23 protein-coding genes are annotated in these 23,438 nt (G+C 65.9%); 7 read left to right on the top strand and 16 right to left on the bottom strand.

The features are described from left to right. Positions 1-24: 24 nt before the first annotated feature. The gene (locus C9412_RS12635; protein ID WP_107231936.1) at positions 25-558 is read right to left on the bottom strand and encodes a GNAT family N-acetyltransferase; all 534 of its coding nucleotides are present in this window, start codon (positions 556-558) and stop codon (positions 25-27) included. Further along, entirely contained in the window at positions 527-1,894 is a 1,368-nt protein-coding gene (gene glmU, locus C9412_RS12630) for a bifunctional UDP-N-acetylglucosamine diphosphorylase/glucosamine-1-phosphate N-acetyltransferase GlmU (RefSeq protein WP_107231935.1), read from the bottom strand. Before glmU ends, C9412_RS12635 begins: the two co-directional genes overlap by 32 nt. 83 nt (positions 1,895-1,977) lie before the next feature. Here glmU and C9412_RS12625 point away from each other — a divergent pair, with 83 nt between their 5' ends. After that, positions 1,978-2,364 carry a GtrA family protein gene (locus C9412_RS12625; protein WP_107231934.1) on the top strand — a complete coding sequence of 129 codons (387 nt, stop codon included), beginning with the start codon at positions 1,978-1,980 and terminating at the stop codon, positions 2,362-2,364. A 303-nt stretch (positions 2,365-2,667) separates the two neighbouring features. Here the strand turns inward: C9412_RS12625 and C9412_RS12620 are convergent, their stop codons facing one another. The 9 genes from C9412_RS12620 to C9412_RS12580 form a co-directional block, all read right to left on the bottom strand. Then, positions 2,668-3,090, bottom strand: coding sequence for a F0F1 ATP synthase subunit epsilon (locus C9412_RS12620; RefSeq protein WP_005411127.1), 423 nt, complete (start codon positions 3,088-3,090; stop codon positions 2,668-2,670). Positions 3,091-3,092: 2 nt separating this feature from the next. Then, complete coding sequence (gene atpD / locus C9412_RS12615; RefSeq protein ID WP_005411128.1) at positions 3,093-4,499, bottom strand: F0F1 ATP synthase subunit beta; 1,407 nt, start codon at positions 4,497-4,499, stop codon at positions 3,093-3,095. A gap of 37 nt (positions 4,500-4,536) precedes the next feature. Further along, entirely contained in the window at positions 4,537-5,400 is an 864-nt protein-coding gene (atpG, locus tag C9412_RS12610; protein WP_006471334.1) for a F0F1 ATP synthase subunit gamma, read from the bottom strand. 97 nt (positions 5,401-5,497) lie between these two features. Beyond that, the gene (gene atpA / locus C9412_RS12605) at positions 5,498-7,045 is read right to left on the bottom strand and encodes a F0F1 ATP synthase subunit alpha (RefSeq protein WP_107231933.1); all 1,548 of its coding nucleotides are present in this window, start codon (positions 7,043-7,045) and stop codon (positions 5,498-5,500) included. Between the two features lie 44 nt (positions 7,046-7,089). After that, complete coding sequence (locus tag C9412_RS12600; protein WP_107231932.1) at positions 7,090-7,617, bottom strand: F0F1 ATP synthase subunit delta; 528 nt, start codon at positions 7,615-7,617, stop codon at positions 7,090-7,092. Between the two features lie 2 nt (positions 7,618-7,619). Next, the gene (locus tag C9412_RS12595) at positions 7,620-8,090 is read right to left on the bottom strand and encodes a F0F1 ATP synthase subunit B (protein ID WP_005419512.1); all 471 of its coding nucleotides are present in this window, start codon (positions 8,088-8,090) and stop codon (positions 7,620-7,622) included. Between the two features lie 106 nt (positions 8,091-8,196). Further along, a complete protein-coding gene (gene atpE / locus C9412_RS12590) occupies positions 8,197-8,502 on the bottom strand; it encodes a F0F1 ATP synthase subunit C (RefSeq protein WP_005411133.1) in 306 nt (101 codons plus the stop codon). Positions 8,503-8,576: 74 nt separating this feature from the next. Continuing rightward, positions 8,577-9,377: a F0F1 ATP synthase subunit A gene (gene atpB / locus C9412_RS12585; RefSeq protein ID WP_057496519.1), complete on the bottom strand. Its 801-nt coding sequence runs from the start codon at positions 9,375-9,377 to the stop codon at positions 8,577-8,579. 31 nt (positions 9,378-9,408) lie between these two features. Continuing rightward, positions 9,409-9,774 (bottom strand): hypothetical protein, encoded by a 366-nt coding sequence (locus C9412_RS12580; protein ID WP_181358707.1) that lies wholly within the window; start codon positions 9,772-9,774, stop codon positions 9,409-9,411. Between the two features lie 459 nt (positions 9,775-10,233). Between C9412_RS12580 and C9412_RS12575 the strand changes: the two genes are divergently transcribed. Next, positions 10,234-11,052 (top strand): hypothetical protein, encoded by an 819-nt coding sequence (locus tag C9412_RS12575; protein ID WP_107231931.1) that lies wholly within the window; start codon positions 10,234-10,236, stop codon positions 11,050-11,052. A gap of 357 nt (positions 11,053-11,409) precedes the next feature. On the opposite strand, the gene lpdA is transcribed toward C9412_RS12575, so the two are convergent. The 3 genes from lpdA to C9412_RS12560 all read right to left on the bottom strand — a co-directional run bounded on the left by lpdA (position 11,410) and on the right by C9412_RS12560 (position 15,699). Further along, entirely contained in the window at positions 11,410-13,218 is a 1,809-nt protein-coding gene (gene lpdA, locus C9412_RS12570) for a dihydrolipoyl dehydrogenase (protein WP_107231930.1), read from the bottom strand. 106 nt (positions 13,219-13,324) lie between these two features. Then, positions 13,325-15,016 (bottom strand): dihydrolipoyllysine-residue acetyltransferase, encoded by a 1,692-nt coding sequence (gene aceF, locus C9412_RS12565; RefSeq protein ID WP_107231929.1) that lies wholly within the window; start codon positions 15,014-15,016, stop codon positions 13,325-13,327. Positions 15,017-15,183: 167 nt separating this feature from the next. After that, a complete protein-coding gene (locus tag C9412_RS12560; RefSeq protein WP_107231928.1) occupies positions 15,184-15,699 on the bottom strand; it encodes a DNA-deoxyinosine glycosylase in 516 nt (171 codons plus the stop codon). Positions 15,700-15,885: 186 nt separating this feature from the next. On the opposite strand from C9412_RS12560, the gene C9412_RS12555 reads away from it, so the two are divergent. The 3 genes from C9412_RS12555 (at position 15,886) to glpK (ending at position 19,793) form a co-directional block, all read left to right on the top strand. Continuing rightward, positions 15,886-16,521 (top strand): OmpW family outer membrane protein, encoded by a 636-nt coding sequence (locus tag C9412_RS12555; RefSeq protein ID WP_107231927.1) that lies wholly within the window; start codon positions 15,886-15,888, stop codon positions 16,519-16,521. Between the two features lie 190 nt (positions 16,522-16,711). After that, positions 16,712-18,196 carry a glycerol-3-phosphate dehydrogenase gene (gene glpD / locus C9412_RS12550; RefSeq protein WP_107231926.1) on the top strand — a complete coding sequence of 495 codons (1,485 nt, stop codon included), beginning with the start codon at positions 16,712-16,714 and terminating at the stop codon, positions 18,194-18,196. 97 nt (positions 18,197-18,293) lie between these two features. After that, positions 18,294-19,793 (top strand): glycerol kinase GlpK, encoded by a 1,500-nt coding sequence (glpK, locus tag C9412_RS12545; protein ID WP_107231925.1) that lies wholly within the window; start codon positions 18,294-18,296, stop codon positions 19,791-19,793. Between the two features lie 177 nt (positions 19,794-19,970). On the opposite strand, the gene C9412_RS12540 is transcribed toward glpK, so the two are convergent. Then, entirely contained in the window at positions 19,971-20,765 is a 795-nt protein-coding gene (locus tag C9412_RS12540; RefSeq protein ID WP_107231924.1) for a MetQ/NlpA family ABC transporter substrate-binding protein, read from the bottom strand. Between the two features lie 28 nt (positions 20,766-20,793). Further along, positions 20,794-21,765 carry a YafY family protein gene (locus tag C9412_RS12535; RefSeq protein WP_107231923.1) on the bottom strand — a complete coding sequence of 324 codons (972 nt, stop codon included), beginning with the start codon at positions 21,763-21,765 and terminating at the stop codon, positions 20,794-20,796. 81 nt (positions 21,766-21,846) lie between these two features. Between C9412_RS12535 and C9412_RS12530 the strand changes: the two genes are divergently transcribed. Then, positions 21,847-22,449, top strand: a complete 603-nt coding sequence (locus C9412_RS12530; protein ID WP_107231922.1) for a hypothetical protein — start codon at positions 21,847-21,849, stop codon at positions 22,447-22,449. Positions 22,450-22,555: 106 nt separating this feature from the next. Continuing rightward, positions 22,556-23,332, top strand: coding sequence for a DUF481 domain-containing protein (locus C9412_RS12525; RefSeq protein WP_107231921.1), 777 nt, complete (start codon positions 22,556-22,558; stop codon positions 23,330-23,332). Positions 23,333-23,438 lie beyond the last annotated feature (106 nt).

Below are 23,438 nucleotides of genomic sequence, written 5' to 3'. Positions count from 1 at the left end.
GGATGTGCCGACCAAGGTCGGCACCTACCAAAGCAGCCGCATCGCCACCCGCAGATGCATCGGGAACCCCAACGCGGCCTCTTCGGCCATCACTGCCCGCAGCGCCGCGCCCCACTCCGCTTCCGCTACGGTAACGAACCCTTCGCTGGCATAGAAGGCCGCATTCCACGGCACATCGGACAAGGTGGTCAGCACAGCAGAGCGATAGCCGCTTGCCCGCGCCTGTGCCAACGCATGGCGCAGCAACGCGCGCCCGTGGCCCTGCCGCGCATGCGCAGGGTCCACATCCATCTGCAGCACATGGAACTCACCCGCCAGTTCGCCCGCCAGCAGATAGCCAGCGATACCACCGTCAGCCGCATCCACCACCCACAGCTGGCGGCGTCGCAGGCCTTCGTGCAGTGTCGGCAGATCCAGGCCATGTGCGGCGAACACCGCATACGCCTCATGGCCCTTCAGCAATCCGCCGGCACGTTGCTCGATGGCCGGCAGCACCTCGAGTTCATCGGCGTGCGGAAGGCGGGGCTCAGGATTTCTTGAGCGGGCGCTTCCAGCCATCGATGGTTTCCTGTCGTGCACGTGCCAGTGTCAGCTTGCCGTCCGGGGCATTGCGGGTGATGACCGAGCCGGCGGCGATGGTCGCGCCATCGCCAATGGTCAGCGGCGCCACCAGCGAACTGTTGGAGCCGATGAACGCGTTGTCACCGATGGTGGTGGTGAACTTGTTCACCCCGTCGTAGTTGCAGGTGATGGTGCCGGCGCCGATGTTCACCTTGCTGCCGATCACCGCATCGCCCAGGTAGGTCAGGTGGTTGGCCTTGCTGCCCACACCCAGCCTGGCCTTCTTCGCTTCGACGAAATTGCCGATGTGCACGCCGTCGGCCAGCACGGTACCCGGTCGCAGGCGTGCGAACGGGCCGATCTCCGCCGCGCCCTCGGTGACCACGCCGTCCAGGTCGCAGTGCGCGAGCACCTTGGTGCCCGGCCCGAGGGTGACATCCTTGAGCCGGTTGAACGGCCCGATGGTCACACCGTCACCCAGCACCACATCACCTTCGAGGATGACATCGACGTCGATCAGCACATCGCTGCCCACGCTCACCGTGCCGCGGATATCCAGGCGTGCCGGATCACGCACGCGTGCGCCCTGCGCGCACAGTGCACGCACTGCGCGGCGCTGCCAGGCACGCTCCAGCTGCGCCAGCTGCCAGGGATCATTGGCCCCCTCGGCCTCCTGCGGGTCGGCCACCAGCGCCATCTCGGCCGGGGTGTATTCGTGCGCGGCGAAGGCGAACACGTCGGTCAGGTAGTACTCACCCTGCGCATTGCCATTGGAGAGCTGCGACAGCCAGCGGCGCAGCGCGGTGGATTCGGCCGCGATGATGCCGGTATTGATCGTGCGCACGCGCAGCTGGTCGTCGCTGGCGTCCTTCTGTTCAACGATCGACCCCACCTTGCCTTCGGCATCACGCAGCACACGGCCGTAGCCGGTGGGATCATCGACATCGGCCACCAGCACTGCCAGCCGCCCCGGCTGGGCCAGCAGGTCGCGCAGGGTCTGCGCGCGGATCAATGGCACGTCGCCGTACAGCACCAGCACCTGCGCGGTATCGGGCACCTGCGGCATCGCTTGTGCGACCGCATGGCCGGTACCGAGCTGCTGCGCCTGTTCAGCCCATTGCAGATCCTGCTGGCCAGCGAAGTACTGGCGCACGGCTTCGCCGCCGTGGCCGTAGACCACGTGGATCGCGGCCGGCTCCAGCTCGCGCGCCGCAGCGATCACGTGTGCCAGCATCGGCGCGCCGGCGATCGGCTGCAGCACCTTCGGCAGCACCGACTTCATGCGCTTGCCGGCGCCGGCGGCGAGGATGATGACGTGCAGGGGTTGGGTCATGGCAACAGCAGTCCGTGGTTCGTTGCCGATGATTCTAGAGCGTGGGCCGTTAACATGGGCATCCATTGCCCCACCGGTCCGCCATGAGCCTGTTCCGCCAGGGACGTTCCTACCTTGTTGTCGGCCTGGCCCAGCTGCTGCTGGACTGGCTGCTGTTCGTCGCCTGCACGGCGGCGGGCATGGCGGTGGTGCCGGCCAACGTGGCCGGGCGCGTGGGCGGCATGCTGCTGGGGTTCTGGCTCAACGGGCGCTACACCTTCGTCGATGGCCAGGGCCGCCAGCGGCTGGGTTGGCGCCGGTTCGCACGCTTCCTGCCGCTGTGGCTGCTGCTGACCGCGGCCAGCTCGCTGCTGGTGGCCGCCGCCGACCATGCGCTGGGCCTGCAGTACGCGTGGCTGGCCAAACCGCTGGTGGAAGGTGGGCTGGCCTGCGTCTCGTTCCTGCTGATGCGGTATGTGGTGTACCGCTGACGGTTGAAACGCCGACCGGGTGCGGGTGACGGGGTAGAGTCGACTGTCAGTCGACTGACTTTCCCGCCGCCGCACGAAAAGCAGTCGAGCAAGCTCGACTCTACGCCGACCGCCGCACGAAAAGCAGTCGAGCAAGCTCGACTCTACGACGACCACTGCACGAAAAGCAGTCGAGCAAGCTCGACTCTACGCCGACCGTTGCACGAAAGGCAGTCGAGCATGGTCGCGGTGCGCCGGCCACCACCCGCGCAAACAAAAACGCCGGCACAAGGCCGGCGTTTTCGTGGATGCTGCGCGTGAACCTCAGTGCTTGAGGGTCTTGCGCAGGCGTTCCAGGGCCTGCAGCTGGACAACGGCTTCGGCCAGCTTCTGCTGGGCTTCGGCCACTTCCATCGCTTCGCCGCGGTTGGCCAGGATGCGCTCGGCTTCTTCCTTGGCCTTGCGGACCGAGGCTTCGTCGATGTCCTGCGCGCGGATGGCGGTGTCAGCCAGCACGGTCACTACCTGCGGCTGCACTTCCAGGATGCCGCCGGAAATGGCGAAATCCAGCTGCTCGCCGTTCGGCGTGGTGACCACGACCTTGCCGGGCTTGAGTCGGGTGATCAGCGGGGCGTGCTTGGGCGCAATGCCCAGCTCGCCCAGCTCACCGGTCGCCACGACCAGGGTCGCTTCGCCACGGAAGATTTCCTGTTCAGCGCTGACGATGTCGCAACGAATGGTGCTCATGATCAGGCCTTCTCAGCCATCTTCTTGGCCTTCTCAACCGCTTCTTCGATGCCGCCGACCATGTAGAACGCCTGCTCCGGCAGGTGGTCGTACTCGCCATCGACGATGGCCTTGAAGCCACGGATGGTGTCCTTCAGCGGCACGTACTTGCCCGGCGAACCGGTGAACACTTCGGCCACGTGGAACGGCTGGCTGAAGAAGCGCTCGATCTTGCGGGCGCGCGACACGGCCTGCTTGTCTTCTTCGGACAGTTCGTCCATGCCCAGGATGGCGATGATGTCCTTCAGTTCCTTGTACTTCTGCAGGGTCTGCTGGACGCGCTGGGCGGTGTCGTAGTGCTCGTGGCCGATGACCAGCGGGTCCATCTGGCGGCTGGTGGAGTCCAGCGGATCGACGGCCGGGTAGATACCCAGCGAAGCGATCGAACGCGACAGGGTGACGGTCGAGTCCAGGTGGGCGAAGGTGGTCGCCGGCGACGGGTCGGTCAGGTCATCCGCGGGAACGTAGACGGCCTGGATCGAGGTGATCGAACCGTTCTTGGTCGAGGTGATGCGCTCCTGCAGGACGCCCATTTCCTCGGCCAGGGTCGGCTGGTAACCCACCGCCGACGGCATACGACCCAGCAGTGCCGACACTTCGGTACCGGCCAGGGTGTAGCGGTAGATGTTGTCGACGAACAGCAGGACGTCCTTACCCTTGCCGTTTTCGTCCTTCTCATCGCGGAAGTACTCGGCCATGGTCAGGCCGGTCAGGGCGACGCGCAGACGGTTGCCCGGCGGCTCGTTCATCTGGCCGTACACCATCGCCACCTTGTCCAGGACGTTGGAGTCCTTCATTTCGTGGTAGAAGTCGTTGCCCTCACGGGTACGCTCACCCACGCCGGCGAACACGGACAGACCGCTGTGCGCCTTGGCGATGTTGTTGATCAGTTCCATCATGTTGACGGTCTTGCCGACGCCGGCGCCGCCGAACAGGCCGACCTTGCCGCCCTTGGCGAACGGGCACATCAGGTCGATGACCTTGATGCCGGTTTCCAGCAGTTCGGTAGCCGGGGACTGGTCTTCGTACGACGGGGCCGCACGGTGGATTTCCCAGCTGTCGCTGGCGGCCACCGGGCCGGCTTCGTCGATCGGACGGCCCAGCACGTCCATGATGCGGCCCAGGGTGCCGGCGCCGACCGGCACCGAGATGCCACGGCCGGTGTTGACGGCAACCAGGTTGCGCTTCAGGCCGTCGGTGGAACCGAGGGCGATGGTACGCACCACGCCGTCGCCCAGCTGCTGCTGGACTTCGAGGGTGATTTCGGTGTTTTCGACCTTCAGTGCGTCGTACACCTTCGGCACCGACTCACGCGGGAATTCGACGTCGACGACCGCGCCGATGATCTGAACGATCTTGCCCTGACTCATTGCTGCATCCTCTAATGTGTGCTTTGAACGAACGCGGTCAGACTGCTGCCGCGCCGCCGACGATTTCGGAGATTTCCTGGGTGATCGCTGCCTGGCGCGCCTTGTTGTAGACGAGCTGCAGGGTGCCGATCAGCTTGTTGGCGTTGTCGCTCGCCGCCTTCATCGCAACCATGCGAGCTGCATGCTCGGAGGCAACGTTTTCCAGCAGTGCCTGGTACACCAGCGATTCGATGTAACGCGTCATCACGTGCTCGAGCACGGTCGCGGCATCGGGTTCGTACAGGTAATCCCAGTCGTGGTGAGCGACCTGCTTTTCAGCCGGCGGCAGCGGCAGCAGCTGATCGAAGCTGGCCTTCTGCGTCATGGTGTTCACGAAGCGGTTGTAGACCAGGTACACGCGGTCGACCTTGCCTTCGGTGAAGGCGTCGAGCATGACCTTGATCACACCGATCAGCGATTCCAGCTTCGGCACGTCGCCGATGTGGGTCACGCTGCCGACCATGTTGACCTTCACGCGGCGGAAGAAGGTCGATGCCTTCTGGCCGATGGTCACCAGGTCCACTTCGGCACCCTTGTCCTGCCATGCCTTGGCTTCGCCCAGCATCTTGCGGAACAGGTTGTTGTTCAGGCCACCGGCCAGACCGCGATCGGAGGAGATCACGATGAAGCCGACCCGCTTGACCTGCTCGCGCTCGACCAGGAACGGATGCTGGTAGTCGGTGCTGGCCTGGGCCAGATGACCGATCACCTGCTTCATCGCCTGCGCGTACGGACGCGAGGTCTTCATCCGATCCTGCGCCTTGCGGATCTTGGAGGCCGAGACCATTTCCAGGGCGCGCGTCACCTTGCGGGTGTTCTGCACGCTCTTGATCTTGGTTTTGATTTCGCGTCCGCTTGCCATCTCTTGTTTCCCGTGGCGCGGGGCGGTTGCCCCGCGTTGTTCAACCGTTTGTCATCTGGTCCAGCGGAGCCAGCGGCTCCGCTCTACAGGACCGCGATTACCAGCTGCCGGTGGTCTTGAACTCGGCGATGCCCTTCTTGAAGGCAGCTTCGATGTCGTTGTCCCAACCGCCGGTGGCGTTGACCTTGCTGACCAGCTCGCCCTGGGTGTTGGCGAAGTGGGCGTGCAGGCCTTCTTCGAACGCCAGCAGCTTGTTGACCGGAACGTCGTCGAGGTAACCCTCGTTGACGGCGTAGATCGACAGCGCCTGATTGGCGATGGACATCGGCGCGTACTGCTTCTGCTTCATCAGCTCGGTGACGCGCTGGCCGCGCTCCAGCTGCTTGCGGGTCGCTTCGTCCAGGTCCGAGGCGAACTGCGCGAACGCAGCCAGCTCACGGTACTGGGCCAGCGAGATACGGATGCCGCCCGACAGCTTCTTGATGATCTTGGTCTGGGCCGAGCCACCGACGCGCGACACCGAGATACCGGCGTTCACGGCCGGGCGGATGCCGGCGTTGAACAGATCGGTTTCCAGGAAGATCTGGCCGTCGGTGATCGAGATCACGTTGGTCGGAACGAAGGCGGACACGTCGCCGGCCTGGGTTTCGATGATCGGCAGCGCGGTCAGCGAACCGGTCTTGCCGGTGACCTTGCCTTCGGTGAACTTCTCGACGTATTCCTCGGACACGCGGGCAGCGCGCTCGAGCAGACGGGAGTGCAGGTAGAACACGTCACCCGGGTAGGCTTCACGGCCCGGCGGGCGCTTCAGCAGCAGCGAGATCTGGCGGTAGGCCACGGCCTGCTTGGACAGATCGTCGTACACGATCAGCGCGTCTTCGCCGCGGTCCATGAAGTACTCACCCATGGTGCAGCCCGAGTAGGCGCTGATGTACTGCATGGCAGCCGATTCGGAAGCGGTGGCGGCCACCACGACGGTGTGGGCCAGCGCGCCGTTTTCTTCCAGCTTACGCACGATGTTGGCGATGGTCGAAGCCTTCTGGCCGATCGCAACGTACACGCACTTGATGCCGGTGCCCTTCTGGTTGATCACCGCATCGATGGCCATCGCGGTCTTGCCGGTCTGGCGGTCACCGATGATCAGCTCGCGCTGGCCACGGCCGATCGGGATCATCGCGTCGACCGACTTGTAACCGGTCTGCACCGGCTGGTCGACCGACTTGCGCCAGATCACGCCCGGAGCAACGCGCTCCACCGGAGCGGTCAGGTCGGTACCCAGCGGGCCCTTGCCGTCGATCGGTTCGCCCAGCGCGTTCACGACGCGGCCCAGCAGTTCCGGACCGACCGGCACTTCCAGGATGCGGCCGGTGGTCTTGGCGACGTCGCCTTCGCGCAGGTGCTCGTAGTCACCCAGCACCACGGCGCCGACCGAGTCGCGCTCCAGGTTCAGGGCCAGGGCGAAGGTGTTGTTCGGCAGTTCGATCATTTCGCCCTGCATCACGTCGGCCAGACCGAAGATGCGCACGATGCCGTCGGACACGCTGGTCACGGTGCCTTCGTTGCGCGATTCCGCGGCCAGCTTGACCTTCTCGATGCGGTTCTTGATCAGTTCGCTGATTTCGGAGGGGTTGAGCGTGGTTGCCATCGTCAAGTCCTAGTGCCGGCAGCGGGGCCGGACGTTAAATGAATTCAGTTAGCGAGCGCGGTCTGCAGACGGGCCAGCTTGCCCTTCAGCGAACCATCGATGACCACGTCGCCGGCGTCGATCACGGCGCCGCCGATCAGCGAGGCATCGACCGCGGTGGTCACATCGACCTCGCGGTTGAAGCGCTTGCGCAGCGCGACCTTGATCGCGTCCAGCTCGCCGGCCGACAGTTCGGCGGCCGAGGTCACCGTGGCCTTGACCACGTGCTCGGCTTCGGCGCGCAGGGCGTCGAACATGCCGGCGATTTCCGGCAGCAGCGGCAGACGATGCGAATCGGCCAGGATGGCCAGGAAGCGCGAGTAGGTCTCGCCGTGGGACACCGGCGCCAGCAGGGCGACGGCGTCGTCACGACCCAGCTCCGGGTTGGCGAGCAGGGCCGCCACGCGCGGGTCGGCGGCGACGTGGGCGGAGAACGCCAGGGCGTCCGACCACGGCGCGAACGCGCCTTCGTCGCGCGCGGTCGCGAACGCGGCGCGGGCGTACGGGCGGGCAAGCGTGAGGGCCTGGCTCATCCTTAGATCTCCGAGGCCAGCTCGTCGAGCAGCGCCTTGTGGGCGTTGGCGTCGATTTCGCGCTTGAGCAGCTTTTCGGCACCGGTCACGGCCAGCGCGGACACCTGCTTGCGCAGATCTTCACGGGCACGGTTGGCGGCGGCGTCGATTTCAGCCTGGGCCAGTTCCTTCTGACGGGTGGCTTCGGTGATCGCTTCGTTGCGGGCAGCATCGACGATCTGGTTGGCGCGCGCGTGGGCCTGATCGATGATCTCGTTGGCCTTGGTGCGGGCTTCCTTCAGCGCTTCGTTGACCTTCTCCTGCGCCTGGGCCAGATCTTTCTGACTACGGTCGGCAGCAGCGAGGCCTTCAGCAATCTTCTGCTGGCGCTCTTCGATCGCGTTCATCAGCGGCGGCCAGATCTTGGTCGCGATGATCCAGATCAGACCAGCGAAGGCGAGCGCCTGCGCGAGAAGGGTGAAATTGATATTCATGGTTAGCTCGATCGCTGGTTTCGGGGTGGACGCGCCGCCGTAGCGGCGCATCCGGCCTTCATCCGAAACCGGGTGCATCAGCACCCGGTCGTCTCAAACCGCTGTATCAGCCGGCCAGAGCCTTGGTGACGGCGCCAGCGAAGGCAGCCGACAGCGGGTTGGCGAAGGCCAGCAGCAGGCCGACGGCGACCGAGATGATGAACGCGGCGTCGATCAGGCCGGCGGTGATGAACATGCGGACCTGCAGGACCGGGATCAGTTCCGGCTGGCGGGCGGCCGACTCCAGGAACTTACCAGCCATGATGGCCAGACCCAGACCGGCGCCCAGCGCGGCCAGGCCGATCATGATGCCGACGGCAAGGGCGGTGGAGCTCTGAATCTGCGCGAAGTTGGTCAGGACGGCGAAGTACATGGTTATCTCCAGGAACTTAAGTTGCTAAGGGTGATGAAACGGATGAAGGTTGAAACGCGTTGAAGCTTGAAACGTTAGTGAGCGTCTTCCGACAGGCTCAGGTACACGATCGACAGCATCATGAAGATGAAGGCCTGCAGCGGGATCACCAGCAGGTGGAACAGCATCCAGCCAAGGCCGAACGCACCACCGGCAATGGCACCGAAGAAACCGGCACCACCCAGCACCCAGATCAGCAGGAACACGATTTCGCCGCCGAACATGTTGCCGAACAGTCGCATCGCCAGCGAGATCGGCTTGCTCAGCCACTCGACGATGTTGAGGATCAGGTTGAACGGCATCATCCACTTGCCGAACGGCGCCGTCAGGAATTCCTTGATGAAACCGCCCAGGCCCTTCGCACGCAGGGCGAAGAACAGCATCAGGAAGAACACGCTGAAGGCCATGCCCAGGGTGGCGTTGACGTCAGCGGTCGGCACCGGCTTCCAGTAGTGGATACCGGCCATTTCCAGCGGCTTGGCGATGAAATCGGCCGGGATCATCTTCAGCAGATTCATCAGCAGAATCCAGAAGAAGATGGTGATGGCGATCGGCGTGACCAGCTTGCTCTTGCCGTGGTAGGTGTCCTTGGCCTGGCGGTCGACGAACTCCAGGCAGATTTCCACGAACGCCTGCCACTTGCCCGGCACGCCGGCGGTGGCCTTGCGGGTGCCCAGCCAGAAGGCAACCACGATCACCAGGCCCATCAGGACCGCGGTGAGGAAGGTATCGACGTGGATATGCCAGAACATCCCCTCGCCCTTGCCGACCGGAGCGGTCAGGTTCTGCAGGTGATGCTGGATGTAGCTGGTAGGGGTTAGAGCCTCGCCCGCCATGTGTCCGGAACCTTAGTTATTTGAATTTTTGTCAACGCCTGGCCATGGCCAGGACCTGGAACATCAGGCCGACGGCGATACCGGCCAACAGCGCCAATGCAGGCAGCTTGAAGACCAGGAACCCCACCAGCAGGACGCCGAAAACGACCACCCACTTGGCCACGATCGCGACGATCAGCCGCGCCATCGCCGAACCCGCCGCCACCGCCCCACCACTGAGCGCCATTCGTGCCGCAACCCAGCCGCCGGCCGAAATGGCCACACCGGACGCCAGCGCGCCGAGGGCATATTTCGGACCCACCAGCAGGAAGGCCAGGGCCAGGACAGCGACCGCGGCCAGCGGGTAGACCGCGGCGCGCAGCATCAGTCGCCGACCCGCATCAACGGAGTTCAGCACAGGACGTCCCGCGTGGTTGCAAGTGGATGGCTGAGGCGGCTACAGCAGGGGGGCCTCATCGAGCCGCCAAATTATAGCAATGGGACAATTTGCGAGACAACCGCTCCCTGTTCATCCCGGAAGGCCGCAAGTTGCGGTAACGGTTACATTTTTGCGTTCCGCCCCGGGGACAATGACGTCCGTGTCATGTTGCGGTGCAATATTGAACTTTGGTCGCAGGCGGCGGAACTTTTGCTGCGGCCGTCGGTCCGATCTTGCGACCTGCCTGCAGCAACCTCGTCGACGCTCCGCCCCGCAGGTCCCACGATGGCCCCGAAGCCCGGCTCCGGGGCCATCTTTTTGCATCGTGGCGACAGCGCTGAACCGTCCACATGACGTGGACCATACGTTCACGGATGGTGGACGCCGGCGTCCGGCACAGTGGTTTTCATTCTGATGAACCCCTGCAAGGACTCTTCGATGCGCCCCGTACCCACCCTGCTCGCCCTCTCCCTGCTCGCCGCCGGCGCTTCGTTCGCCAATGCCGCCCACGCCGCCGAAGGCGATGACCGCTTCGCCCTGCGCCTGGGTGCGATGAACATCGACTCGGACAACACGATCCGCGGCAAGACCAACGTCGCCGGCCAGGACATCGGCTTCTCCGAGGACTTCAAGCTGGGTGGCAAGGAGTGGGAACCGCGCATCGACGGCATGTTCCGCATCAGCAACCGCCAGCGCCTGCTGTTCAACTACTTCAAGTACGACAAGGACCGCCGCGAGACCCTGGGCCAGGACATCTCCTTCGGTGATGTCAACGTGCCGTCCGGCAGCTTCGTCAAGGGCGAGCTGAAGTACCAGGTGGCCAGCCTGGTCTATGACTACTCGGTGGTGGACACCGATACCTTCGACCTCGGCCTGCAGCTGGGTGCCGAGTACGCCAAGGTCAGCAGCAAGGCCTACGCCGATCTGGGCACCGTGTATGAGGGCCAGTTCCTCAACGAGAAGACCGACGGCGTGGCGCCGGTGGTCGGCGCGCGGCTGAGCTTCACCCCGTCGGAAAAGTGGATGATCACCCTGCAGGGCCAGTACCTGAACACCCGTTGGGGCAGCTTCGACGACTACAAGGGCGACCTGAGCCGCGCCAACGCGATCGTCGATTACCGCTTCACCAAGAACTTCGGTGTGTTCGCCGGCTACGACTGGTTCAAGCTCGATGCGGACAAGAAGGGCAGCGACGGCACCATCGGCCTGAAGCAGGAATTCAAGGGCCCGGTGGCGGGCGTCAGCTTCGTGTTCTGATCCCCCGCTCCTTCCACACGCTCTCTCTCCTGGCGCGGCCTCCGGAACATCGGGGGCCGCGTTTTTTGTTTGCGACGCGGAGCTCTGAGTAGAGCCGGCTGGGTAGAGTCGACTGGGTAGAGTCGACTGTTAGTCGACTATCGCGCGCAGCGCGAGGTTGTCGCGACCTGAAGGGAGAACAGTCGACTGACAGTCGACTCTACCCCGTCGACTATCGCGCGCAGCGCGGGGTTGTCGCGAGCTGATGGGAGAGCAGTCGACTAACAGTCGACTCTACCCAGTCGAATCTACCCCGCCGACGCTACGCGCAAAAAACCCGGCTTTCGCCGGGTTTTTCGACTCCATCGCGCGGGCGCCTTACTTCTTCTTCGGCATGTACAGATCGGTGATCGTGCCGTCGTAGATTTCCGAGGCCATCGCCACCGATTCGCTCAACGTCGGGTGCGCATGGATGGTGTGGCCGATGTCTTCGGCTTCGGCACCCATTTCAATGGCCAGGCCGATCTCGGCCAGCAGGTCACCGGCATGCACGCCGACGATGGCACCACCGATGATGCGGTGGGTCTCTTCGTCGAAGATCAGCTTGGTGAAGCCTTCGGTACGGCCGATGCCGATCGCACGGCCGCTGGCGGCCCACGGGAACTTGGCCACGCCGACCTTCAGGCCCTTGGCCTTGGCTTCGGTCTCGGTCACGCCCACCCAGGCGATTTCCGGGTTGGTGTAAGCCACCGACGGAATCACCCGGGCCACCCATTCCTTCTTGTGCCCGGCAGCCACTTCAGCGGCCAGCTTGCCCTCGTGCGTGGCCTTGTGGGCCAGCATCGGATTACCCACGATGTCGCCGATGGCAAAGATGTGCGGCACGTTGGTGCGCATCTGCCGGTCGACCGGAATGAAGCCGCGGTCGGTGACCTGCACGCCGGCCTTCTCGGCATCGATCTTCTTGCCGTTCGGCGAGCGGCCCACGGCCACCAGCACGCGGTCGAAGGTGCCCTGCGCCAACGCCGGCGCCTGGCCTTCCTCGGCGGCCTCGAAGGTGACCGTGATGCCCTTGGCATCGGCGGTGACGCCCGAGGCCTTGGTCTTCAGGTGCACTTCAATGCCCTGCTTCTTCAGGCGGTCGGCCAGCGGCTTGACCAGGTCCTTGTCGGCGCCCGGCATCAGCTGGTCCATGAACTCGACCACGGTGACCTTGCTGCCCAGCGCGCCATACACGGTGGCCATTTCCAGGCCGATGATGCCGCCGCCGACGACCAGCAGCGAGCCCGGCACTTCGGCCAGCTCCAGCGCGTCGGTGGAATCCATCACGCGCTTGTCGTCCCACGGGAAGTTCGGCAGCTTCACCGCCTGCGAACCGGCGGCGATGATGCACTTCTGGAAGCGCAGCAGCTGGGTGCTGCCGTCAGCGGCGGTGATTTCCAGCTCGTTGGCGGAAACGAACTTGCCCACGCCCTGCACGCTGCGGACCTTGCGCTGCTTGGCCATGCCGGCCAGGCCCTTGGTCAGCTGGTTGACGACCTTTTCCTTGTATTGGCGCAGCTTGTCCAGGGTGATGGTCGGCTTGCCGAACTCGACGCCGAAATCACCGGCATGGGCCACTTCGTCGATGACCGCCGCGGCGTGCAGCAGGGCCTTGGACGGAATGCAGCCCACGTTGAGGCAGACGCCGCCGAGGCTAGCGTAGCGCTCGACCAGCACCGTATCCAGGCCGACGTCGGCGGCGCGGAAGGCGGCGGTGTAGCCGCCCGGGCCCGAGCCCAGCACGACCATTTCGCATTCGATGTCGGCCGGCTTGCCGCTGGACAGCGCCGGCTTCGGCGCGGCCGGCTCGGCCGGGGCACGGTGCGACGGGGTCACCGGCGGCTTGCTGGCCGGGGCGGCCGCTGCCGGGGCCGGCGCAGCGGCCTTGGCCGGGGCTTCGGCGGCGCCTTCGGCGTCCAGCACAACGACCACGGCGCCTTCGGACAGCGTGTCGCCCAGCTTGACCTTGATTTCCTTGACCACGCCGGCGGCCGACGACGGCACTTCCAGGGTGGCCTTGTCCGATTCCAGGGTCACCAGACCCTGATCCTTCTTCACCGTGTCGCCGACGGCGACCAACACTTCGATCACCGGCACATCGCTGTAATCGCCGATGTCGGGAACCTTGACTTCAATCGTGGCCATGGTGGTTTTCCTTGTGCCCGGCCGGCATCGCCGACGGGCTGTCACTGCATCTGTTCACGCGGCCGCGCCAGGGGCAGCGGCCGCACGGTGGGGGCGAAGCGGTGCCTTACAGCAGCACGCGGCGCATGTCGGCCAGCACCTGCGACAGGTACGTGGTGAAGCGTGCGGCCAGGGCGCCATCGATGACGCGGTGGTCGTAGCTCAGCGACAGCGGCAGCATCAGCTTCGGCGCGAATTCCTTGCCATTCCAGACCGGCTGGATGGAGGACTTGGACACGCCCAGGATGGCCACTTCCGGTGCATTGACGATCGGGGTGAACGCGGTGCCACCGATGCCGCCCAGCGAGCTGATCGAGAAGCAGCCACCGCTCATGTCGGCCGGGCCCAGCTTGCCGTCGCGCGCCTTCTTGGCCAGTTCGCCGGTTTCCTGGGCGATCTGCACCACACCCTTCTTGTCCACGTCGCGGATCACCGGCACGACCAGGCCGTTCGGCGTATCGGCAGCGAAACCGATGTGGAAGTACTTCTTCAGGGTCAGGTTTTCACCGCTGGCATCGAGCGAGGCGTTGAATTCCGGGAACTTCTTCAGTGCCGCGGCGCTGGCCTTGATCAGGAAGGCGAGCATGGTCAGCTTGATGCCGGCCTTCTCGTTCTCCTTGTTCAGCGCCACGCGCAGGCCTTCCAGGTCGGTGATGTCGGCCTGCTCGAACTGGGTGACGTGCGGGATCATCGCCCAGTTGCGGGCCAGGTTCGCGCCGGAGATCTTCTTGATGCGCGACAGCGGCTGCACTTCGGTCTCGCCGAACTTGCTGAAGTCGACCTTCGGCCACGGCAGCAGGTTCAGGCCACCGCCGGCAGCAGCGGCGGCACCGCCGGCAGCCGGCACGCCACCGCTGAGCGCGGCCTTGACGAACTTCTGCACGTCACCCTTGGTGATGCGGCCGCCCTTCTCGGTGCCGTTGATCTGCAGCAGGTCCACGCCCAGTTCGCGGGCGAACACGCGCACGGCCGGGGTGGCATAGGGCACCTTGGCCGGCAGCACGCCATCGGCGTTGAACTGCACCGGCGGGCTGGACGGCGCGCCTGCGGACGGGGCAGCGGCAGCCGGCGCCGGGGCGCTGACCTGGGCCGGCGCCGGTGCGGCGGCCGGTGCGGCTGCCACCGGGGCCGGGGCAGCAGCGGCCGGAGCAGCGGCGCCTTCGGCTTCAATGATGGCAACCACGGCGCCCTGCGACAGGGTGTCGCCGACCTTGACCTTCAGTTCCTTGACCACGCCAGCGACCGAAGACGGCACTTCCATGGTGGCCTTGTCGCTTTCCAGCGTGACCAGGCCCTGGTCCTTCTTGACGGTGTCGCCCACGGCGACCAGCACCTCGATGACCGGGATGTCGGTGTAATCGCCGATGTCCGGCACCAGGGCTTCAACCGCACCGCCACTGGCGACCGGGGCGGCCGGGGCAGCGGCGGCCGGAGCCGGCGCGCTCTGGGTGGCGGCGGCCGGGGCAGCGGCCTTGGCCGGGGCCGGTGCGGCGGCAGCCGGCTTGGCGGCTTCGCCTTCGGCCACTTGGATCAGCGCCACGACCTTGCCCTCGGACAGGTTGTCGCCGACCTTGACCTTGATTTCCTTGACCACACCGGCGACCGAGGACGGCACTTCCATGGTGGCCTTGTCGCTTTCCAGCGTGACCAGACCCTGGTCCTTCTTGACCGTATCGCCGACGGCGACAAGCACCTCGATTACCGGGATATCGCTGTAGTCACCGATATCGGGGACAAGTGCTTCCTTGATTTCGGCCATGGGGATAACTCCGGCAATCTGGTGTAGGGAAACGTCTATTGTGCGGCCAGCGGGGGTCTGCGCCAACCGTTACAGGTGTTTTCAGTACGCACGCAGCCGGGACAGGCTGTTGCCCATGGGCGGCGGCTGCGACCAGTCGGTAGCGTATTGTCGGCAGGATGTCCGCTTCATGTCGCCAGTGCGACGGCCAGCGGCTGCCAGGCCTGGCGCAGCCGTGGCAGCGACCACGCCGCGTTGGCCGGGCTGGTGGAGGGCAGTGCCAGCAGCGTTGGCGGGGCCGCCAGGTGAGGCAGAACCCAGCGCTGGTACGCCTGCAGCGCGGCACCGCCGTTGCAGCCGATCAGCTTCAGCTCAGGCAGCTGCGCGATCAGTTCCGGCAACGCATTGGGGACTTCCGTGCCACGCACGATGCCCGCATCCAGGCTGCCGCGTCGTTCGCAGCGGCCGATCACATCCCACAGGCCAATGCCGGCGGTCTTCGCTGCCTGCAATCGTTGCGCATAGTCCAGATCCGCAGCGAACCCGCAGAGGTCGGCCACGATCGGCCAGAAGCGATTGCGCGGGTGGGCGTAGTAACGCTGCTCCTGCAACGACGCCACACCCGGCATCGAACCGAGCAGCAACACGCGACAGTCCGCGTTCACCTGCGCGTGCAGGCCGATGCACAGCATCGCCGCGCTCACATCTTCTCCAACTGCATGAATGTCACCGCACGCGGAAATGCCCATGAAAACAGGCTTTTCGCACCCTTCGCTGAACGAGGAAAACCATTTTTTAACGCGCGTCGGATTCGATTCATGTTGAGGCGACTACGGTGTGCTCGCCCCGCAACCGGGGGCCCAAAACAAGAAGCATTAGGAGATACCCCCATGCGCTCCATCCGTATCCTGAGTCTCGCCCTGCTGACCTCCGCTGCCTTCGCACCGGCCGCCTTCGCCCAGGACAGCAGCTCTGCCGACACCGCCTCGGGCAAGCATTTTGCCGTGGTTGGCGGCATCTCGCTGCTGGAACCGAAGAACGATCCGATCACCGGCGTGAAGAAGACCGATGGCGGCCCGGCGCCGACCGTCAGCTTCAGCTACTACATCAACGACAACTGGGCCGTTGAGCTGTGGGGCGCGGCCGACAAGTTCGACAACAAGTTCAAGGGCCCGAACAACGCCCGCCTGGGCTCGGTCGAGCAGCAGCCGATCGCGCTGAGCGGCCAGTACCACTTCGGCCAGGCTGACAACGTGTTCCGTCCGTTCGTGGGCGTGGGCTACTACCAGTCGAGCTTCAGCAACGAGAAGCTGGGCAACGGCGCTGACACCGACATCCGCTTCAAGGATGCCAAGGGCGTGATCGGCACCGTCGGCGTCGACATGAACATCAACTCCACCTGGTTCGCCCGTGCCGACGCCCGCTACATGCGCGCCCGCCCGGACATCAAGGTCGGCGGCGAGAAGATCGGCGAAGCCAAGATGGATCCGTGGACCGTCGGCTTCGGCATCGGCGCCCGCTTCTGATCCACGCTGCACCTGCTTCATTGATGTAACGCGACGGGCCCTGCGGGGCCCGTCGTCGTTTCCGTCACCCGCGTTCTGTAGAGTCGAGCTTGCTCGACTGCTCTTTTGTAGAGTCGAGCTTGCTCGACTATCGATCGGCACGGCAGTCGAGCAAGCTCGACTCTACGCACACACAGGACACGGAGGCGCGATGGACGAAGTCGACCTGCTGGTGATCGGTGGCGGCATCAACGGCGCCGGCATCGCCCGTGATGCCAGCGGCCGCGGCCTGCGCGTGCTGCTGTGCGAACAGCACGACCTGGCCGCGCACACCTCCAGCGCCAGCAGCAAGCTGATCCACGGCGGTCTGCGCTATCTGGAACAGGGCGAGTTCGGCCTGGTGCGCAAGGCACTGGGCGAGCGCGAGGTGGTCCGGCGCCAGGCCCCTTTCCTGGTTCGACCCCTGCGCTTCGTACTGCCGTGGGAACCCCACCTGCGTCCACGCTGGATGCTGCGCGCGGGGCTGTGGCTGTATGACCACCTGGGCCGGCGCAGCGCCGCCTTCCCCGCCTCCCACGCACTGGACCTGCGGCATGACCCGCTCGGCACGTGGCTCTCGCCGACGCTGCGACAGGCCTTCAGCTACGCCGATGCGCAGGTGGATGATGCGCGGCTGGTGCTGCTCAATGCACTGGATGCCGCACAGCGGGGCGCACGGGTGCAGGTGCACTGCCGCTGCGTGGATCTGCACGCCGAACAGGGCCGATGGCAGGCGCGGCTGGAAACGGCCGATGGCCGGCAGCCGCATGTAAGCGCCCGCGCGGTGGTCAATGCGGCCGGCCCATGGGCGGGCGGCCTGCTGGAACGGATGCAGGCGCGCAGCGGTGGCCCCGCGCTGCGGCTGGTACAGGGCAGCCACATCGTGCTGCGCCGGCGCTGGCCCGATGACAGCGCCTGCCTGCTGCAGCAACCCGACGGCCGCGTGGTGTTCCTGCTCCCGTTCGCCCACGATCACCTGCTGATCGGCACCACCGACACCGACTATCGTGGCGACCCCGCGCGCTGCAGCGTGCTGCCAACTGAAGTGGCGTACCTGTGCGAGGCGGCCAGTCGCTACCTGCGTGAACCGGTCGTGCCGGATGAGGTGGTCTGGGAATTTGCCGGCGTGCGCCCATTGCTGGCCGACCCGGGCCCGCGCGCGGCGAAGCTGAGCCGCGATTATCGCCTGCAGCTGCAGGTGGCCCCGGCACCGGCGCTGCATGTGCTGGGCGGCAAGCTGACCACCTACCGGGTACTGGCCGAAGAGGCGATGGACCTGCTGCGCCCTGCCCTGCCACAGATGGGGCAGGCCTGGACCGCTGCCGGAGACCCGCTGCCCGGCAGTGACTGGGGCGACGCCGCACAGGCACGCGCGCACCTGCGGGAGCTTGCCCCCTGGTTGCCCGCCGATATCGCGCGGCGCTGGGCCGACGCCTACGGCAGCCGCAGTGCCGGGCTGCTGCTCGGCGCGAAGGGCATCGACGATCTTGGCGAAGACTTTGCCGGCGGGCTGCATGCACGCGAGGTCGCCTTCCTGCGCGACCACGAGTGGGCGCAGAGCGCCGAGGATGTGCTGTGGCGACGCAGCAAGCTCGGCCTGCGCCTGGATGCGGCACAGGTGGCACGGCTGCAGGCGTGGATGCAACGCGCATCGTAGAGTCGAGCTTGCTCGACTGTTGTGCAAAGCAGTCGAGCAAGCTCGACTCTACAGAGAGAAAGGTAAGTTACCCTGACCGTTCTACCGGAGACGCCCCATGACGCCCCGCTACGTGCTGGCCATCGACCAGGGCACCACCAGTTCGCGCGCGATCCTGTTCGATCGGGCCGGCGACATCGTCGGCAGCGCGCAGCGCGAGTTCGCGCAGATCTTCCCGCAACCCGGCTGGGTCGAGCACGACCCGCGCGAGATCCTCACCAGCGTGTACGCCACGCTGACCGAACTGCTCAGCCGCGGGCAGATCGACCCACGCCACATTGCCGCGCTGGGCATCACCAACCAGCGCGAAACCACCGTGGTCTGGGACCGTGCCACCGGCCAGCCGATCCACAACGCCATCGTCTGGCAGTCGCGGCAGAGCCACGCGATCTGTGAGCGGCTTAAGTCCGAAGGGCATGAGGCACTGATCCGCGAGCGCACCGGCCTGCTGATCGACGCCTATTTCTCCGCGACCAAGGTGCGCTGGATCCTCGACCACGTAGACGGCGCCCAGCAGCGCGCCGAGCGTGGCGAACTGCTGTTCGGCACCATCGACAGCTGGCTGGTGTGGAACCTCAGTGGCGGCCAGGCGCACGTGACCGACTACAGCAATGCCGCGCGCACCCTGCTGTTCAACATCCACACGCTGGACTGGGACGACGACCTGCTGGCGCTGCTGGACATCCCGCGCGCGATGCTGCCGCAGGTGCGCGATTCCAGTGCAGTGTATGCGCACACCCGGCCGCAGTTCTTCTTCGACCATCCGATCCCGATCGCCGGCATCGCCGGTGACCAGCAGGCGGCGCTGTTCGGCCAGGCCTGCTTCCAGCCGGGCATGGTCAAGAACACCTACGGCACCGGTTGCTTCATGCTGATGCACACCGGCACGCAGGCGGTGCGTTCGCGCAATGGCCTGTTGACCACCATCGCCTGGGGCCTGGATGGGCGCGTGGAGTACGCGCTGGAAGGCTCGATCTTCATCGCCGGCTCGGTGGTGCAATGGCTGCGCGACGGGTTGCGCATGATCGAGCGGGCCGGCGACAGCCAGGCGCTGGCCGCGCAGGTTCCCGACAGCGGCGGGGCCTATCTGGTCCCGGCCTTCGTTGGCCTGGGTGCGCCTTACTGGCGCAGCGACGTGCGTGGCGCGATGTTCGGCCTGACCCGCGGCACCCGCAAGGCGCACTTCGTGCGCGCGGCGCTGGAGTCGATGGCGTACCAGACCCGCGATGTGCTCGATGCGATGCAGTCCGATGCCGGCATCGCGCTGACCGAACTGCGCGCTGACGGCGGTGCGATCGGCAACGACTTCCTGGCCGGCTTCCAGGCCGACATTCTCGGTGTGCCGCTGCTGCGGCCACGGCTGACCGAAACCACCGCACTGGGCGCGGCGTATCTGGCCGGGCTGGCGGTGGGGTTCTGGACCAGCCGCGAACAGATCGCCGCGCAGTGGGGCCTGGACCGGCGCTTCGAACCCCAGATGGAGGTGGCCCGGCGCGAAAAGCTGTATGCCGGTTGGCAGCAGGCCGTGGCCGCCACCCTCGCCTTCCACGTCGATTGAAACCGCACCACCCCGTCCTGCTGCGGCACCTGGGTTGACTCTGTAGAGCCGAGCCATGCTCGGCTGCCGTTGGTGGAACGCCGAAAACAGCAGAGCCGAGCGTGGGCTCGGCTCTACAGGGAAGGCAGTGTCGACCAAGGTCGACACCCACCATTCAGATCAACAGATCAGCCGCGATCAGAACGCCGGCAGCACCGCGCCCTTGTACTTGGTCTCGATGAAGGTCTTCACCTGCGGGCTGGTCAGTGCCTTGGCCAGCTTCTGCACGCGGGCGTCGTCCTTGTTGTCCGGGCGCGCGACCAGGAAGTTCACGTACGGCGAATCCTTGCTCTCGATCGCCAGTGCGTCCTTGGTCGGGTTGAGGCCGGCATCCAGCGCGTAGTTGGTGTTGATCAGGGCCAGGTCGACCTGGTCCAGCACGCGCGGCAGCATCGCCGAGTCCAGCTCGCGGAACTTCAGGTTCTTCGGGTTGGCGATGATGTCGCGCTGGGTAGCCAACGCATTGGTCGGGTCCTTCAGCTCGATCACCCCTGCCTTGTGCAGCAGGATCAGCGCGCGGCTGTTGTTGCTCGGGTCGTTGGGGATCACCACGTCGGCGCCTTCGCGCAGCTCGGCCAGCGACTTGATCTTGCGCGAGTACGCACCGAACGGTTCGATGTGCACGCCGATCACCTTGACCAGATCGGTCTTGCGGTCGCGGTTGTAGGCGTCCAGGTACGGCTCGGTCTGGAAGTAGTTCACGTCCACCTGCTTCTGCACCAGCTGGTCGTTGGGCTGCACGTAGTCATTGAACACGCGCACATCCAGGTCCACGCCTTCCTGCTTGAGGATCGGCTTGACCACTTCCAGGATCTCGGCATGCGGTACGGCCGTGGCGGCCACCACCAGCTTCTGCGAGGGCTCACCGGACTTGCCGCAGGCGGTCAGGGCCAGCGCAGCAGCGAGCAGGGGCAGCAACAGGGTCTTCTTCATGGGGGCAATGGGTCTCTCGGGGGGAGGGTCAGGCGTTTTCGTAGTTGCTCAGGGCCAGCTCAAGCAGCGCCTTGGCCTGCTCGCGCAGCATCATCGGCTCGACGATCTCGGCGTCCGAGCCATAGTGCAGCACGTCCATCAGCAGTTCGCGCGAGACGCTGTAGGGCACCTTCAGCTCATAGCGGCCATCGGCCAGGAAGCGGCCCTGCTGCTTGGAGTGCCAGTGCTCGTCGGCCACCCAGCGCGCGGCCTTGGCGCTGAACAGGATGGTCGCCCAGCCCTTCGGGGCACCGGAGAAGATGCCGTAGCTGGCGCCCAGCTGCTCGTCCAGCTCGCTGTCGGCCACATCGCGGGCGGTGCTGTCGATCACCCGCGCCTTGTGGATGCGGTCCACGGCGAAGCTGCGCAGGGCTTCGCGGTCGTGGTCCCAGGCGTCCAGGTACCAGTTGTCGCGGTAGTGGGTCAGGCGCTGCGGCGATACGGTGCGCTTGGTCGGCTCGTCGGTGGAACGGGCGCGGTACTCGAACGCCAGCTGGCGGCGTTCCAGCACGGCCGAGGCCACGCTGCGGAAGCTGCCTTCATCGAACTTGCGGCCACGATGCGGGATCACCCGCACCCGGTCCACCGGCCAGCTGGACACCCCCGCCTGCGCCGCCAGCAGGCTCTCGATGCGCTGCTGCAACGGTGCCAGCACCGACGACAGCACCCCGCCGCCGGTACGCGCCAGCAGGTGCTGCGAGGCCAGCAGGGCGTGCAGCTCTTCCGAGCTGAGCCACAGGCCCGGCAGCTCGAAGCGGTCGCTCTCGTCGGCGTGGTAGCGGAAGCCGGCCTCACCGTCGCCCTCGATCGGCGCCATCAGCGCATCGCGCAGGAAGGCCAGGTCGCGGTAGACAGTGGCGCGGGAACAACCGAGCTTGTCCTGCAGGGTCGCCACCGTCACCGGATAGCGCGCGGACTTGAGCAGACGATGCAGGGCGGTGATGCGTTCGTATCGGTCCATGCCCCCGATTATGTCCGAGTCGCGGGTCTTGTGTGGGACGTTTGGGCTATCGTGGGCGCCCCCGCCCCCATGGAAGCCCCGATGCGCCGGTTGCCTGCCCTGCCCCTGCTGGCCTGTCTGCTGCTGACCGCCTGCAACGGAGCTCCGCCCCCGGCGTCCTCCGCCGGCGTGGTCCCGGCCGCCGACCCGGCCCAGGCGGTGCTGGCCGCCAGCCAGCGATTTGCCGCCCTGCGCAGCTTCCATGCCGAGCTGGAGCTGCTGGGTGCGCCGCAGCCGGTGCGCAGTTCGATGGACTTCGTCGCCCCCGACCGCTTCCGGGTGCAGACCCCGGCCGGTGCGCAGACGATCATCGGCGATACCCTGTTCCTGCAGGCCGATGGCGCCATCCGCCAGGTACCGGCCCCGGCAGGCCTGCTCGAACAGTGGCGCAATCCACTGCCGGCCAACGCCCTGCCCGCCGACCTGCAGGCCGAAGACCTCGGCGACCAGCTGCTGGATGGGGTGCAGACCCGCCACTACCGGCTGCGCGGCGCGCAGCCCGGCGAACGCCTGGAATACTGGCTGGATGCGCAGGGCCTGCCGCGGCAACTGGTACGCAGTGGCAGCAGCAATGGCCGCAGCTTCCAGCTGCGGCTGCGGTATTCGCGCTTCAACGACCCGGCACTGCGCGTCGATCTGCCCTGAATGGGCGATCGCGGCAACGCCTGCTGAAGCGGGTTTTGGATCGATTCGGACCGCCATCACGCTTCCAGTATCATCACCGGCTGTCAACCGCTTCGGAGAAGCCTCGATGTCCCTGCGCGTGTCCCTGCTGATCCCCCTGCTGCTGTGCGCGCCGCTGGCGTACGCGCAGGATGCCTCCGAACTGGCGGCGATGTCTTCGCCGTGGAGCGGCAGCGGCGGCGAGCTCGGCTTTGCCTCGGCGCGCGGCAACAGCAGCACCGAAAGCTTCAACGGCCGCCTGCGCCTGCGCTACACCGACGGCGACTGGGTGCACAGCATGGACCTATTCGGCCTGCGCTCCAGCTCCAAGGTGACCGAGACCAACGACGACGGCACCACCACCCGCCGCAACAACACCACCGCCAACCGCTATACCGGCAGCGCCGGCAGCGCGCTGCAGCTGGGCGAGCACCGCCAGCTGACCGCGACGGTGCGTACCGAACGCGATGATTTCGCCACCTACGACCGCCAGAGCTCGTTCGGTCTGGGTTACGGCACTCGTCTGTGGAACACCGAGCGTTTCTCCTTCGATGCCCAGCTCGGCCCCGGTGTGCGCCGCACCCACAGCACCGAGGACGACCGCACCCGCACCGGCATGATCGGTCGCGGCCTGTTCGACCTGAAGTACTCGCTGACCGACAACACCGACCTGGTCAACACCCTGCTGGTCGAGTCCGGTTCGTACAACACCTTCGGCCAGAACGACTTCGGCGTGTCGGTGAGCATGAACGAGCACCTGGCGCTGAAGGCCGGCTGGCAGGCGCGTTACAACAGCGACGTGGCCGAGGACAAGCGCAAGACCGATACGCTGACCACCATGAACGTGGTCTACAAGTTCAAATAAGCAGAACGGGCGCCAGGGCGCCCGTTTTCTTTCGGTGGTGACTGGCCGCTGGCCGGCAACCGCATTCAATCGGGATCATGAGGTTGCCGGCCAGCGGCCGGCACTA

The sequence above is a fragment of the Stenotrophomonas sp. Nf1 genome (assembly GCF_003028475.1).
GTDB lineage: Bacteria > Pseudomonadota > Gammaproteobacteria > Xanthomonadales > Xanthomonadaceae > Stenotrophomonas.
The sequence above is the reverse complement of the archived record's forward strand: the minus strand, read 5'-3'. Positions and strand labels throughout refer to the sequence as shown.

Coding starts and splice junctions, on each gene's coding strand:
- C9412_RS12635 (WP_107231936.1), bottom strand. CDS start 558: ATGGCTGGAAGCGCCCGCTCAAGAAATCCTGAGCCCCGCCTTCCGCAC.
- glmU (WP_107231935.1), bottom strand. CDS start 1,894: ATGACCCAACCCCTGCACGTCATCATCCTCGCCGCCGGCGCCGGCAAG.
- C9412_RS12625 (WP_107231934.1), top strand. CDS start 1,978: ATGAGCCTGTTCCGCCAGGGACGTTCCTACCTTGTTGTCGGCCTGGCC.
- C9412_RS12620 (WP_005411127.1), bottom strand. CDS start 3,090: ATGAGCACCATTCGTTGCGACATCGTCAGCGCTGAACAGGAAATCTTC.
- atpD (WP_005411128.1), bottom strand. CDS start 4,499: ATGAGTCAGGGCAAGATCGTTCAGATCATCGGCGCGGTCGTCGACGTC.
- atpG (WP_006471334.1), bottom strand. CDS start 5,400: ATGGCAAGCGGACGCGAAATCAAAACCAAGATCAAGAGCGTGCAGAAC.
- atpA (WP_107231933.1), bottom strand. CDS start 7,045: ATGGCAACCACGCTCAACCCCTCCGAAATCAGCGAACTGATCAAGAAC.
- C9412_RS12600 (WP_107231932.1), bottom strand. CDS start 7,617: ATGAGCCAGGCCCTCACGCTTGCCCGCCCGTACGCCCGCGCCGCGTTC.
- C9412_RS12595 (WP_005419512.1), bottom strand. CDS start 8,090: ATGAATATCAATTTCACCCTTCTCGCGCAGGCGCTCGCCTTCGCTGGT.
- atpE (WP_005411133.1), bottom strand. CDS start 8,502: ATGTACTTCGCCGTCCTGACCAACTTCGCGCAGATTCAGAGCTCCACC.
- atpB (WP_057496519.1), bottom strand. CDS start 9,377: ATGGCGGGCGAGGCTCTAACCCCTACCAGCTACATCCAGCATCACCTG.
- C9412_RS12575 (WP_107231931.1), top strand. CDS start 10,234: ATGCGCCCCGTACCCACCCTGCTCGCCCTCTCCCTGCTCGCCGCCGGC.
- lpdA (WP_107231930.1), bottom strand. CDS start 13,218: ATGGCCACGATTGAAGTCAAGGTTCCCGACATCGGCGATTACAGCGAT.
- aceF (WP_107231929.1), bottom strand. CDS start 15,016: ATGGCCGAAATCAAGGAAGCACTTGTCCCCGATATCGGTGACTACAGC.
- C9412_RS12555 (WP_107231927.1), top strand. CDS start 15,886: ATGCGCTCCATCCGTATCCTGAGTCTCGCCCTGCTGACCTCCGCTGCC.
- glpD (WP_107231926.1), top strand. CDS start 16,712: ATGGACGAAGTCGACCTGCTGGTGATCGGTGGCGGCATCAACGGCGCC.
- glpK (WP_107231925.1), top strand. CDS start 18,294: ATGACGCCCCGCTACGTGCTGGCCATCGACCAGGGCACCACCAGTTCG.
- C9412_RS12540 (WP_107231924.1), bottom strand. CDS start 20,765: ATGAAGAAGACCCTGTTGCTGCCCCTGCTCGCTGCTGCGCTGGCCCTG.
- C9412_RS12535 (WP_107231923.1), bottom strand. CDS start 21,765: ATGGACCGATACGAACGCATCACCGCCCTGCATCGTCTGCTCAAGTCC.
- C9412_RS12530 (WP_107231922.1), top strand. CDS start 21,847: ATGCGCCGGTTGCCTGCCCTGCCCCTGCTGGCCTGTCTGCTGCTGACC.
- C9412_RS12525 (WP_107231921.1), top strand. CDS start 22,556: ATGTCCCTGCGCGTGTCCCTGCTGATCCCCCTGCTGCTGTGCGCGCCG.